Source organism: Cupriavidus taiwanensis, from assembly GCF_900250115.1.
Classification (GTDB): domain Bacteria; phylum Pseudomonadota; class Gammaproteobacteria; order Burkholderiales; family Burkholderiaceae; genus Cupriavidus; species Cupriavidus taiwanensis_B.
Genome location: NZ_LT984804.1, coordinates 1,121,107 through 1,134,131, shown reverse-complemented (window position 1 = coordinate 1,134,131; position 13,025 = coordinate 1,121,107). Strand labels below are relative to the sequence as shown.

11 protein-coding genes are annotated in these 13,025 nt (G+C 67.9%); 4 read left to right on the top strand and 7 right to left on the bottom strand.

Annotation, left to right across the window (positions count from 1 at the left end; genetic code table 11):
• Nucleotides 1–111: 111 nt before the first annotated feature.
• On the top strand, nt 112–1,215 hold the full coding sequence (locus tag CBM2586_RS21985; RefSeq protein WP_115689778.1) for a GlxA family transcriptional regulator: 1,104 nt from the start codon (nt 112–114) through the stop codon (nt 1,213–1,215).
• Nucleotides 1,216–1,233: 18 nt separating this feature from the next.
• Here CBM2586_RS21985 and CBM2586_RS21980 read toward each other — a convergent pair whose 3' ends face one another.
• Together CBM2586_RS21980 and CBM2586_RS21975 are read right to left on the bottom strand one after the other, a co-directional pair.
• A complete protein-coding gene (locus tag CBM2586_RS21980; RefSeq protein ID WP_115664868.1) occupies nt 1,234–1,965 on the bottom strand; it encodes a BON domain-containing protein in 732 nt (243 codons plus the stop codon).
• A 178-nt stretch (nt 1,966–2,143) separates the two neighbouring features.
• A complete protein-coding gene (locus CBM2586_RS21975; RefSeq protein ID WP_115689776.1) occupies nt 2,144–3,808 on the bottom strand; it encodes an AMP-binding protein in 1,665 nt (554 codons plus the stop codon).
• A gap of 236 nt (nt 3,809–4,044) precedes the next feature.
• On the opposite strand from CBM2586_RS21975, the gene CBM2586_RS21970 reads away from it, so the two are divergent.
• Nucleotides 4,045–4,731 (top strand): SOS response-associated peptidase, encoded by a 687-nt coding sequence (locus CBM2586_RS21970; protein ID WP_115664872.1) that lies wholly within the window; start codon nt 4,045–4,047, stop codon nt 4,729–4,731.
• A 26-nt stretch (nt 4,732–4,757) separates the two neighbouring features.
• On the opposite strand, the gene CBM2586_RS21965 is transcribed toward CBM2586_RS21970, so the two are convergent.
• The gene (locus tag CBM2586_RS21965; protein WP_115689774.1) at nt 4,758–6,971 is read right to left on the bottom strand and encodes a TonB-dependent siderophore receptor; all 2,214 of its coding nucleotides are present in this window, start codon (nt 6,969–6,971) and stop codon (nt 4,758–4,760) included.
• A 227-nt stretch (nt 6,972–7,198) separates the two neighbouring features.
• Between CBM2586_RS21965 and CBM2586_RS21960 the strand changes: the two genes are divergently transcribed.
• The gene (locus CBM2586_RS21960) at nt 7,199–7,399 is read left to right on the top strand and encodes a BrnA antitoxin family protein (RefSeq protein WP_306418350.1); all 201 of its coding nucleotides are present in this window, start codon (nt 7,199–7,201) and stop codon (nt 7,397–7,399) included.
• Nucleotides 7,400–7,461: 62 nt separating this feature from the next.
• On the opposite strand, the gene CBM2586_RS21955 is transcribed toward CBM2586_RS21960, so the two are convergent.
• The 3 genes from CBM2586_RS21955 to CBM2586_RS21945 form a co-directional block, all read right to left on the bottom strand.
• Entirely contained in the window at nt 7,462–8,007 is a 546-nt protein-coding gene (locus CBM2586_RS21955) for a TetR/AcrR family transcriptional regulator (RefSeq protein WP_115689772.1), read from the bottom strand.
• 103 nt (nt 8,008–8,110) lie between these two features.
• Complete coding sequence (locus CBM2586_RS21950; protein WP_115689770.1) at nt 8,111–9,520, bottom strand: dihydrolipoyl dehydrogenase; 1,410 nt, start codon at nt 9,518–9,520, stop codon at nt 8,111–8,113.
• Nucleotides 9,521–9,674: 154 nt separating this feature from the next.
• Nucleotides 9,675–10,406 (bottom strand): glutathione peroxidase, encoded by a 732-nt coding sequence (locus CBM2586_RS21945; RefSeq protein ID WP_115664879.1) that lies wholly within the window; start codon nt 10,404–10,406, stop codon nt 9,675–9,677.
• A gap of 254 nt (nt 10,407–10,660) precedes the next feature.
• On the opposite strand from CBM2586_RS21945, the gene CBM2586_RS21940 reads away from it, so the two are divergent.
• Nucleotides 10,661–12,433, top strand: a complete 1,773-nt coding sequence (locus CBM2586_RS21940; RefSeq protein ID WP_115689768.1) for a dipeptidase — start codon at nt 10,661–10,663, stop codon at nt 12,431–12,433.
• A 57-nt stretch (nt 12,434–12,490) separates the two neighbouring features.
• On the opposite strand, the gene CBM2586_RS21935 is transcribed toward CBM2586_RS21940, so the two are convergent.
• Nucleotides 12,491–12,970, bottom strand: coding sequence for a DUF1348 family protein (locus tag CBM2586_RS21935; RefSeq protein WP_115689766.1), 480 nt, complete (start codon nt 12,968–12,970; stop codon nt 12,491–12,493).
• Between the last annotated feature and the right edge of the window lie 55 nt (nt 12,971–13,025).

Genomic DNA, 13,025 nt, shown 5'->3' with positions numbered 1-13,025 from the left:
GCCCTTGCCAGTCACTATGGGGAGGTTCAATATCGCCAATCCGGATGCCGATCCCGCCACGGCGTTCCGCGCCCCCCGGGCCACCAGCAACCATTCGAACCGCCTCAAGGCATGCCAGCCCCCACTACCGCCATCGCGCCCTCATCCCACAACGTCCCGCTGCACGTGCGCCTGCTGTGGCTGACGCAAGCCATGCCCGGCAGCCTGTTCACCACGCTCGACGTGCTGCGCACGGTGGCGGGCGTGGCCAGCCTGCAGCGCCCCGGCGCCGCGCCCACGCTGAGCTGGCAACTGTGCCGCACCAACGGCCGCACGCTGGCCACCGAGCTGCCGGGACTGGTATCGTCGACCCGGCGCGCGCGCGCGCCGGGCAGCCGCACGCTGCTGGTCATTCCCGCGCTGATGGCCAGCAACGCGCCGCACCTGGGCGAGCTGGCGCTGCGCGATGCCGCGGCGCTGCGGCTGGTGGAGCGCCATGCGCGCGCCGGCGGCTGGATCGCCGCGTGCGCGTCGGGGATGGTGCTGCCGCTGCAGCTGGGCCTGCTGGATGGCGCCAGCGTGGGAGCACCATGGATGTTCCAGAGCTGGATGGCGCGCCAGTACCCGCATTGCGACCTGGCCAGCGACGCGGCCATGAGCGTGCACGGGCAAGTGTTTTCCTGCGTGGCGCCCGCGCTGCAGGTGGAGTTCATGCTGCGCGTGCTGGGCCATCTGCACGATCCCGACCTGGCGCAGGCGGCGTCGCAACTGATGCTGTTCCAGCCCGAGCGCCAGCGCAGCGTGCCGGCGCTGGTGTCGCAACGCTGGCTCGGCCGCACCGCCGACAGCCCGGTCTACCGCGCCATCCAGTGGCTGCGCGACCATGTCTCGGAGCCCTACCGGCTGGCCGCGGTGGCGCAGGCGGCGGCGGTCAGCGAACGCACGCTGCTGCGGCATTTCGGCCAGGTCACCGGCATGACGCCGCTGGACTACCTGCACACGCTGCGTGTCGAGCGTGCCCGCATGCTGCTGGAAGTCACGCTGCACGGCATCCATGCCATTGCCGAAGCCTGCGGCTACAGCGACGCCGCGGCGTTCCGCCGGCTGTTCCAGCGCGCCACCGGCATGTCGATGTCGGACTACCGCGCCCGCTTTGCGCTGCGGGCGCGGCGGCGCTACTGGCGCATGGAAGATACCGCTGCAAAGCGCGCCCCGCGGCGCGGCGCGCGCCGGTAGCCGGTTCCGTGCCCGCGCTCAGGGGCGCAGCGAGATGTGGTTGACCACGTCTTCCACGCCCTGCACGTACCATGCATCGCGCTCGGCCTGGCGGCGCGTGCGCTCATTATTGACGCAGCCCTCGAGCGTCACCACGCGGTCCTGGGTATGCGCGCTGACCTGGGCGGCATCGACGAAGGGATCGGTCTCCAGCACCAGCATCAGCGCCTCGGTGATCTCATCGTCGCGGTCGGTCTCGGCGGGCGCCACCACCAGTTCGTTGACGACGCAGCGGCAACCGCGCGACCACCACGCCAGCACGCCGGCCAGGCGCATGTGCGACAGGCTGATCACCTGCCCCCACAGCGTCACCACGCCGTCCTGCACCGCGACCTCGATCCAGCCGCTGCGCTCGCTCACCGGCTCGCGCATGGCCTCGGGCTTGCCCTTGACGCGCGCGCAAATCTTGCAACTGTGGAATTCGACGGCACTGAGCAGGCGCTCGCACACGGCGTCGCGCAGTTCGCCGTCGCCCACCGGGGCGCCGCCGTTGGCCACGCGCAGGTGGTCGATCACGCTGGTGACGCCGTCCACGCGCCGCAGCGTCGCCGCGGCCCGGGTCTTGTCGACAATATCGGCTACCTCGCCCTCGAGGATCAGGGCGCCGTCCGAGAGCCGCAGCTGGATGGTGGGATGGAGGACATGGCCCTGATAGGGCACATGGGCCAGGGCTGCGCGCGCCTGCGTCAGCACCGCTTCGCTACTCTGCATGTTGTCGCCTCGCCGGTTGGTCTGGAGATGGAGGGATGCGCGCCCCTGCCTGCGGACGCGCGGGAGCGGCGCCGCGGCCTCCTTCAACCCCCGGGGCCCCGGCAACCGCTTCCTCATTATAGGAAGCGGTCCGCCACCGGCCTGCCGCCGCCCAGCCCGCCAGCGGGCAGGGCCGGGCTCAGGCGCCGGCCGCCATGCGCACGCGGGCGACTTCCTGGTTGCGCAGGATAAAGCGCTGGACCTTGCCGCTGGGGGTCTTGGGCAGTTCGGCGACGAACTCGATCTCGCGCGGATAGGCATGCGCGGCCAGGCGCTGGCGCACGTGCAGGCGCAGGGTCTCCGCCAGTTCGGGCGAGGCCGCGTGCTGCGGATCCAGCACCACGAAGGCCTTGATCAGCTCGGTGCGCTCGGGGTCGGGCTTGCCGATCACCGCGGCCTCGACCACGGCCGGGTGCTCGATCAGCGCGCTTTCGACGTCGAACGGGCCCACCCGGTAGCCCGAGGTGGTGATGACGTCGTCGGCGCGCCCGATAAAGCTGATGCTGCCGTCGTGGTTGAGTTCGGCGGAATCGCCGGTCAGGTAATAGTCGCCGGCAAAGGCGCTGGTGGGCGTGCCGTGGTAGCCGCCGAACCAGCACATCGGCGAGCGCTTCAGGTCCAGCGCCAGCGTGCCCGGCTGGCCAGCCGGCAGCTCGCGCAGCGCCTCGTCGACCACCACCACGCGATGCCCGGGACTGGCAAAGCCGGCCGCACCCATGCGCACCGGGTGGGCCAGGGCGTGGTGGTTGCACAGCACCATGCCCAGCTCGGTCTGGCCATAGTGGTCATGGATGGCGACGCCCAGCTCGCTGGCGAACCAGCGGATCACTTCCGGGTTGAGCGGCTCGCCGGCGCTGCTGACGGCACGCAGCTGCCCGCGCAGCGGGCCGGACACGGCGTCGCCGGCCGCGATCAGCATGCGGTAGGCGGTGGGCGAGCCGGCCAGGTTGGTGATGCCGTATTTGCGGATCACGCGGCAGGTGCTGTCGACGCTGAACGGGCCGTCGTAGAACGTGGTGGCATGGCCCAGCGACAGCGGGCCGGTGACGGCGTAGTACAGGCCATAGGCCCAGCCCGGATCGGCCAGGTTCCAGAACGCGTCCTCGTCGCGCAGGTCGACCGCGTCACGCATATAGCCGGCAAATGCGGCAATGGCCTTGAGCGGCACCAGCAGCGGCTTGGCCGGGCCGGTGGTGCCGGAGGTGAACATCATCAGGAAGGGATCTTCGCCGCGCCGCATCACGGGCGCGAACGACGCCGGCTGGCGTGCCAGCTCGGCCCAGAAGCTGAAATCGCCGGCGCTCACGGCGTGTTGCTCCGTGCCGCCCTGGGTGCCGGCCACGGTAACGATGGCAGGACAGCCCGAGACCTCGTCCAGCTTGGCCCGGTTGGCGGTATCGGTAACCACCACCCTGGCGCCCGACGCATTGAGCCGGTGCTCGATGGCCTTGGGCCCGAAGGCGGTAAACAGCGGCTGGTACACGGCCCCGGCGCGCCAGGTGCCGAGGATCGTCACCAGCAGTTCGGCGTTGCGCGGCAGCAGGCCGGCGACACGGTCGCCCGGCTGTACTCCCTGTGCCTGCAGGAAGCCCGCGAACTGTGCGGACAGCGCCTGCAATTCGGCAAAGGTCCAGCTGCGCGCGTCGCCGTTGCGCCCTTCCCAGTTCAGCGCAATCCGCCCTGGCTGTGCGTGCCGGTCGCAGCATTCGACGCAGGCGTTCATCGCCGCCAGGCTGCCGTGCAGTTGCCTGGATACGGCGTCGTCATAGGAAAATCCGTCGAAAGCTTGGGCGTAGTCGCGCATGGGGTCTCCTGAGTCCGGCTGATGCCTTGTAGTCGGTTGCCGTGCGCGTTTTGCCGCGCCACGGCTGCCGCAAGAGTGTGCGCCACGGCGCGCCGATCCGGCAATAACCGATTCCGCCAGCGCGGCTGACGGTTTTTGCCATCCTTGCCATGTGCACTGACGGGCGGCGCAGCGGCGGCCTTGACGCGGCGCCAGCGGGCCCACACGATACGGGCATCGCCCCGAGGAGACAGCGCATGTGCACCAACTATGCCCCGGTCCAGCGCCGCATCCTGCGCGAAATCTTCGGCGTGGAGCCACCCGCGGGCGTGTACAAGGCCGAGACCTACCCCGACTATGCGGCGCCGATCGTGCGCGCCGATGACCACGGTAGCCACAGTGCCGCGCTGGCCTCGTTCGGCATGGTGCCGCGCGCGCGCATTCCACCCGGCGCACGGCGCTACGACACCACCAATGCGCGCAGCGAAACCGTGGGCGAGCGCCCCGCCTTTGCGCGCTGCTGGCGCCAGGGCCAGCTCTGCCTGATACCGGCCACGGCGTTCTATGAGTTCGCGTATCCCGACCAGGGGACGGACGGTGCGGCGCCAGCCGGCTCGCCGGGCAAGCCGGTGCGCTGGCGCGTCTGGCTGCCCGGCGAGCCGGCCTTCGGCATTGCCGGGCTGTGGCGCGACTGGCCGGACCAGGCGCTGTCGTTCACCATGCTGACCGTCAACTCGGCGCAGCACCCGCTGATGCAGCGCTTCCACAAGCCGGGCGACGAGAAGCGCTCGGTGGTCATCGTGCCGCGCGCGCAGTGGCACGACTGGCTGACGTGCCGGGACCCGGAGATCGCGCGCACCTTCCTGCGGCTGTTGCCGGCCGATGCGCTGCAGGCCGAGCCGGCGCCGAAAGTGCAGGGAGCGCCCATTCCCGACGCGGATTAAGCCCCCGGTTCTTTGCGCGGCCCCGCTCAGAAGCGATAGGTGACCGTGCCCACCACCGTGCGGCGCGCGCCGAAGTAGCAGTCGCCGCGCGCGAGGCAGGTGGTCAGGAACTGCTTGTCGAACAGGTTGTTGGCGTTCAGCGCGACCCGCAGCGGGCCGTGGTCATAGGCGATCATGGCGTCGTACAGCGTCACGCCGCCCACGCGGTTCTGGTCGGCGCCGTCATAGCTGGGACCGACATAGCGCAGGCCGCCGCCGGCCACGAAGCCCGGCATCCCGAACAGCTTGAAGCGATAGTTGGCCCACAGCGATGCCATGTTCGACGGCGTGCTCGCCAGCTTCTTGCCGACCTCGGCCGGAGTGCCTTCGACCACGCGCGCATCGAGGTAGGTGTAGGTCGCGATCAGGTCGAGCCGGTTCGTCAGCGATGCCAGCGCCTCCACCTCGATGCCGCGCGTGCGCGCTTCCCCCACCTGCACCGAATCGGGAATGCCGTTGACCACGCCCGCGGTCTTGCGGCTTTTCTCGCGCATGTCGAAGGCAGCGATGGTCAGCGAGGCATTCTTGCCCGGCGGCTGGTACTTGATGCCCGCCTCCCACTGCGAGCCGCGCAGCGGTTTGAACGCCTGGTTGGCCTTGTTGAAGCCGGCCAGCCCCTGGAATGACTCGGAGTAGCTGAGGTACGGGTTCAGGCCGACGTCCGAGCGGTACATCAGCCCGGCGCGCTTGGTCAGCTCGCTGTCGTCGCGGCTGGCCGTGGGCGTGTTGTCCTGCGCGGCACGCGACCAGTCATAGCGCAGCCCCAGCATCAGCAGCCACTTGTTCCAGGCCAGCTGGTCCTGCACGTACAGGCCCGTTTGCGCCTGCGTGGCGGGATTCAGCGAGCGCGTGCCCGGGAGCGTGAAATTGCCGTAGACCGGGTTGAACACATCGAGCGGCGCGGCGGAGCCGCCCACGCCGGTGGTCCCAGTGATTTCAGCGTGCTGGTAGTCAACGCCGGTCAGCAGGGTGTGCTGGACCGGGCCGGTGCGGAAATTGGTCTGTGCCTGGGTGTCGACGGCAAACGAATTCAGCGTCGGCTGGTTGACGTACACCGTGCGGCGCAGCAGCGAATTGCTGCCCGGCACCCAGCCATGACCGGCACCGTTGAAGCCGGCGGCGTAGATGCTGCGATAGTCCACCGAGCTGTGCGAATAACGCAGGTTCTGCCGCACTGTCACGGTGTCGTTGAACTTGTGCTGGAACTCGTAGCCGACCGACTGCTGTTCCGCGGTGTAGCGGTCGAAGCCGGGTTCGCTGATAAACAGGTGGTCGGGAATCTGCCCGCCCGGGTTCGGATACAGCGTGCCGCGCCACGGGAAGAAGCCGACCGAGGTCCCGCTCACGTCGCGCTGGAAATTGGCCAGCAGCGTCAGCGAGGTGTCCTGGGTCGGCCGCCATGTCAGCGAGGGCGCGAGCAGGTAGCGATTGTCCTGGACGTAGTCCACCTGCGTGTCGCTGTCGCGCGCCAGCGCCACCAGGCGGTACAGCCACTTGCCGTCCGCATCGAGCGGGCCGGTCAGGTCGGCCTGCACCTGCTTGCGGTTGTAGTTGCCGAACTGCACCCCAATCTCGCGCGCGGCCTCCGCTTGCGGGCGCTTGCTGACCAGATTCAGGATGCCACCGACCGCGCCCTGCCCGAACAGCATCGACGACGGGCCGCGCAGCACATCGATGCGCTCCAGCGCGTAAACGTCGGGACGCACGTTGTTGTAGAAACCGACCTGGTTCAGCAAGCCATCGCGATACTGCGTGAAGTCCGTGCCACGGAACTTGCCCCAGTCACCGCGCGCATCATTGCCGTAGGGACCGGCGTAGACGCCGGCGCTGTAGCCGATGGCCTGCTGCACGCTCTGCGCGCCCTGGGCTTCCATGCGGTCGCGCGTGATGACGGTGATCGACTGGGGCGTCTCCATCACCGGCGTGTCGGTCTTGGTGGCAGTGGCGCTGCGTTTCGCCACAAAGCCATGGACCGGGCCGGTGGCGGTTTCATCGTCGCTGCTGGCGCGCACCGTGACCGCCGGCAACTCCGCCGCGGCTGTGGCCACCGGCGCGGCAGGTACCGGGTTCGCGCCGGACTGCGCGAACACGCCGCCGGCTTGCAGGCTCAGGACAAGGGTAGTAAGGGAAAGGCGGCAAGGGGTGACAAGCGCGGAGCGGGCAAAGCGCGGGGTCGCCCGACGGTTCGGGTGCAGAGGCATCACTCAGGGTAGGAAGGTGGCGATGCCGGCAAGGCGGCACCACCAGTGAACAATTCTGATTACGAATAGGAATGATTCGTGATTACAACAGAATTGTAGCCTCAATGTGTCAGAGACGATACATAGGAGGGGATTTTTCGTGCAGTGTGTTCGCGCGAGTGACCGATTTTCCGGCAGAGGACGCCGCCATCTCGTGAGGTATCGCGGTTGACTTCGATGCGGTGGCAGTGCCGACAGACCAGTTCAAGAAGATGCGCCCGGCACGGGAGCTGCTCGGCAACGACAAAGCCGATGCACTGGCAAAACGTCGCGGTAGGCCGGCTAAACCGGTCGGCGAGCGCAAGGTCAATCAGACCCTACGCATCGATCCCGACGTGCCGGCGGCCTACAAGGCAACCGGGCAGCGGCTGGCAAACGCTGATGAATGATGCGCTGCGTGACTATGCGGCAGCGCGCCGGATGCTGCCCCGGCGCTAGGCCGGACGATCCTTCATTCGCCTTGCAGGCGGCCAAGCAACCGCCTGCCCGCCTCGACCACCGCGCGGTCCGGCTGCACCTGGTAGCGCACGATCATGCCCTCGATGCACAGCATCGCCTCGGCAGCTACCGCCTGTGGGTCGCGCAGTCCCAGGCGGGCCGCGATATCCGCGACGAAGGCCTCCAGCCCGGCCTTGTGGGCCGCCGCCTGCTGGTGCGCCTCGGCGTCGCCCGCCTCGGCCACCACGTTGATAAAGGCGCAGCCGCGAAAGTCGCGCTCGAACCAGTCGGCCAGCGCGTCGGCGATCACGTCAAGGCGGGGCCGCTCGGCGAGGCGGGTTTCCACCTGCTGGCGGAACCACGCCATCCATTCGTCATGCCGGCGCGCCAGGAACGCCGCGATCAGCGCGTTCTTGGAGGCGAAATGCCGGTAGAGCGACATCTTGGCCACGCCCGATTCGGCAATGATCCGGTCGATGCCGGTGGCGCGATAGCCTTCCTGGTAGAACAGGCGGGCGGCGGTGTCGAGGATGCGGTCGCGGGCGGAAGGCGTGGCCATGTGGTGCAAGCGGAGTAACGAAAACAGGAATCCGCCCGGGGCAGCGCCAAGCGCCGCCCCGGGCCTGTGCTTCGATACTATGACAGACAGACCTGTCTAGCAATCATCGCGATTTCAGGCCTCGAGCGGCGGCCGCATCGCGCAGCGCGGTGCGCAGGCCTTCTTCCACCACCGGGTGGTAGAACGGCATCGTCAGCATCTGCGCGATGGTCAGGCCCTGCTGGTACGACCACGCCAGCAGGTGGGCGATATTCTCGGCGCGCGGGCCGGTCCATTCCGCGCCCAGGAAGCGGCCCGTGGCCTTGTCGGCATAGATGTGCATCAGCCCTCGGTTCTTCAGCATGACGCGGCTGCGGCCCTGGTCTTCGAAGCTGACCTCACCAGTGACGAAGCTGTCTTCACCCCGTGCCGCCAGTTCGGCGTAGCGCTGGCCGACCATCGCGATCTGCGGGTCCGTGAATACCACCGCGATCGGCGCGCGGCGCGCCAGCGGCTTCACCTGCGGATAGCTGGCGGCGTTCTCGCCGGCGGCCTTGCCCTCGTCGGCGGCCTCGTGCAGCAGCGGCAGGATGTTGTTGGCATCGCCGGCGATAAAGACCGGCGCGTTGCCGCACTGGAGCGTGTGCGCATCGAACAGCGGCACGCCGCGCGCATCCAGCGTCAGGCCGGTGTTCTCTAGGGCCAGGCCGCGCACGTTGGGCGCGCGCCCGGTGGCTGCCAGCGCGTAGTCGAAGCGTTCGGTCACGCTGCGGCCTTCGCGATCGAGGTAGGTCACCACCACCTGGTCGCCATCGCGGCCCATGTCGGTCACCTGGGCGTCGGGATCGAGATAGAACTCCTGGTTGAAAGTGCGGGCCGCGTCGGCGCGGATGACCGGATCGGTCAGCGGCCCGAGCGAGCCGCTGACGCCGAACACCCGCACCCGCACGCCCAGCCGCGACAGCGCCTGGCCCAGCTCCAGCCCGATCACGCCGGGGCCGAACACCACCACGCTGCCGGGCAGGTCCTGCCACGAGAACACGTCGTCATTGACGATCAGGCGGTCGCCGAACACCTGGAACGGTGCCGGCAGCACCGGCGTGGAACCGGTGGCGATGACCACGCGGCTGGCGCGCACGGTGGTGTGCCCGTCCACTTCCAGCGTGGTGGTGTCGATAAAGCGGGCATAACCGCGAATGCGGTCGGCCGGCGCGATGTTCTCCACGCCGCGCACCACGAAACCGACAAAGCGGTCGCGCTCGCTGCGCACGCGCGCCATCACCTCGCGCCCGTCGATGCGGACCTGGCCGTCGACATGCACGCCGAACGGCGCGGTGTGGCGCAGCTCGTGCGCGGCCTCGGCGGCGGCGATCAGCAGCTTGGACGGCATGCAGCCCACGCGGGCACAGGTGGTGCCGTAGGGGCCGCCTTCGATGATCACGGCGCGCTTGCCCGCCGCAATCGCGGCGCGGTAGGCGGCAAGGCCGGCGGTGCCTGCGCCGATCACGGCGACGTCGGTCTGGATGGTGGTCATGGCGGTGGTTCCTTTGTGTTCTGAAGCGTCAGGCTGGGTCAATCAGCGGGCTGGATGGCGCTGCCCGGCGCGGTTCGGGCAAGGCAGCGCCATCGGGTCCGGCGACTGCCGGCCCCGTGGCTCGGGGCAAGAGTGGGAAACGGCTGATTGCGGCTCAGGCGGCCAGGTACTGCTGCAGCGCTTCGGCGCCGCCGACCAGCCTGCCGTTGATAAACACCTGCGGTGCGGTCATCTCGCCCGACACGGCGCCCAGCACCTTGCCGCGCACCTTGTTGTCGAGCGGCACGTCGATGTAGTCGAAACCGTTGTCGTCCAGCAGCTGCTTGGCCTTGGCGCAGAACGAGCAACCCACCTTGGAGAACACCACGACCTGGTCAGGCTTGCGCGCGCCGGGGGCGATGTAGGCCAGCATGGTGTCGGCATCGGACACCTTGAACGGGTCGCCCGGCTCTTCCGGCTCGATGAACATCTTCTGCACCACGCCGTCCTTGACCAGCATCGCATAGCGCCAGCTGCGCTTGCCGAAGCCCAGGTCGGCCTTGTCCACCAGCATGCCCATGCCTTCGGTGAATTCACCATTGCCGTCGGGGATCATGGTGATGTTTTCGGATTCCTGGTCCTTGGCCCATTCGTTCATCACGAAGGTGTCGTTCACCGACACGCACAGGATGTCGTCGACGCCATGCCTGGCGAACACCGGCGCCAGTTCGTTGTAGCGCGGCAGGTGCGTCGACGAACAGGTCGGGGTGAAAGCGCCCGGCAGCGAGAACACCACCACGGTCTTGCCGTCGAACAGCTCGCCGGTGGTGACAGTCTTCCACTCGTTGTCTTCACGCACACGGAAAGCGACATTGGGAACGCGTTGGCCTTCGCGGGATTGCAGCATCAGTTCACTCCTGGTTCTGGATCGGGTTGGTTCGGCTGCGGGTTGCAGCGAAGGCCCCATTCTGGAGACCGGGAAGTGATTTGTACAATTCATCGTATCAAATAAAATGATTGCCAAAAACTATGATCTGCGCATAGGCAATGTCTACTGCCCTGCAAACTGCGCGGGCGCGCGCGGACTAAAAAGCATTTTTTTTCGGGAAAATCCCGGGAGTGCCCTATCATGCGGCATCTGCTCCGACTCCCTTCTTTGCAATGATCCGACCTTGCCGCCCGCCGCACCGCCATCGATGGGCATCCCTGCTCGCGTTGTCGCTCGCGCTGGCCCTTCCCGCGCACGCCCAGACGCTGAAAAAGCCGGCGCTGGAAGCCCTGACCGGCAACGGCCCGGTCGCGGCCAAGGCGACCCAGGCCGACCTGCCGGCCTTCATGGCGGCGGCGGCCAAGGCCGAGCCGCTGGTCGCGCCGGCGGTGGCGGCGTGGCAGTCGAAGGCGCCGCTGTCGGGCGACAACCTGGTCAATGTCGCGCGGCTGCTCGGGGTTTACAACCGGCTGCGCAACGAGGCCGCCGCCATCGATGCGCTCGGCAGGATGGTGGCGCTGCGCACCGTGCGTGAGGAAAAGATCGCGCAGCACGAGCATCCCGCCATCGTCGAGTTCGGCAAGATGATCGAAGGCATGGCGCGCGAGTTCGGGCTGGCCTATCGCAATGTCGACAACCGCGTCTTCGAGGTGACCTTGCCCGGCGGCGGCAAGGACACCTTCGGCATCCTGACCCACGCGGACGTGGTGCCGGCGGTAGCCGAGGAATGGGTTCTGGACGACGGCACCAGGCTGGACCCGTTCCGGATGACGCGCATCGGCGACCTGCTGTATGGGCGCGGCACCATCGACGACAAGGGCTCGATCGCCGCGGTGCTGTATGCGATGAAGACCGTCAAGGAAAGCGGCGTGCCGCTCGAGCGCAGCATCCGGCTGATGATCGAAACTACCGAGGAAACCGGCGGCGACGGCATGAAGTACTACCGCCAGCACACCACGCTGCCGGAGTACAACATCGTGCTCGACAGCAAGTATCCGGCCGTGGTGGCCGAGAAAGGCGCGGGCACGCTGACGGTCTCGTTCGGCATCAAGGCGGCCGACGACAAGCGCGCCCCCAGCCAGGCCGAGAGCAAGGGCCCGGCCATTGTCGCGATGCGCGGCGCGGCCTCGGCCAACGCCATTCCCGAGACCGCCACCGCGCGCATTGCCGGCGGCGATCCTGCTGCGGTGGCCGCCGCGCTGGAACAGGCGCGCGCGGATTTCCTGCGCCGCTACACGCCGCGCGGCAAGTTCTCGATCGAGGTCAAGCGCACCGGCAACGATGTCGAAGTCAAGGTCACCGGCGCCTCGGCGCACGGCTCGCGGCCGGAAGAAGGCGTGAACCCGCTGCCGCGGCTGGCGCTGTTCCTGCAGGCCAGCGGCGTGCGCCTTGCCGAAAACCACTACCTGAACGCGGTCCGCTACCTGAACGACCTGTACGGCCTGGACTACCTGGGCAATCGCATGGACGTGGCCTACCGCGATCCGTTCATGGGCCCGCTCACCATGTCGCCCACGCTGGTGCGCGAGCGCGGCGAGTACGTCGACGTGGTCACCAATGTGCGCATGCCGCGCGGGCGCACCCCGGACGAGCTGGGCGGCAAGATCACCAAGCGCATTTTCGGCTGGGCCGCCACCCATGGGCCGGTCGAGATCAAGTACGACCAGGGCAACTGGATGGCGCGCGATCCGAAGGGCGCGTGGCTGTCGACGCTGCTGAACATCTTCGGCGATACCACCGGGCTGGAGGCCAAGCCGGTCGCCACCGCCGGCAGCACCACCGCCAAGCTGATGCCGAACGCCATCAACTTCGGGCCGGCCATGCCGGGCAAGAAGTACACCGCGCACAACGCGCGCGAGTACAAGGAAGTGGCCGACCTCGATCTCGATATGCAGATGTTCACCGAGATGCTGGTGCGGATCGGCAACCTGGACAAGATGCAGTAAGCCGGCCTTCTGATTTTTGACCTCTCCCGCGCGCGGGAGAGGTCGCCACAACACCCCTCACAAGCCCAGCTCGCTCAAGCCCGGATGCCCGTCCGGGCGCCGGCCCAGCGGCCAGTGGAACTTGCGCTCCGCTGCCTGGATCGGCGCATCGTTGATGCACGCAAAGCGCTTGCGCATCAGCCCTGCTTCATCGAATTCCCAGTTCTCGTTGCCGTATGACCGGTACCAGTTGCCGGAATCGTCGTGCCATTCATAGGCAAAGCGCACCGCGATGCGGTTCTGCTCGTGCACCCAAAGCTCCTTGATCAGGCGGTAATCCAGCTCCTTCTGCCATTTGCGCTGCAGGAAAGCGACGATATCGGCGCGACCGTTGGCGAACTCGGCGCGGTTGCGCCACGCGCTATCGACGGTATAGGCCAGCGCCACGCGTTGCGGGTCGCGGCTGTTCCAGCCATCCTCGGCGGCGCGGACCTTGGCAAGGGCCGTTTCGCGGGTAAACGGAGGCAGCGGCGGACGGGTTTCAATGGGTGCAGACATGAAAGCTCCTTTGAGAGACAGGCATTGAAGTGACGAGAACCACAGTGTGATACAG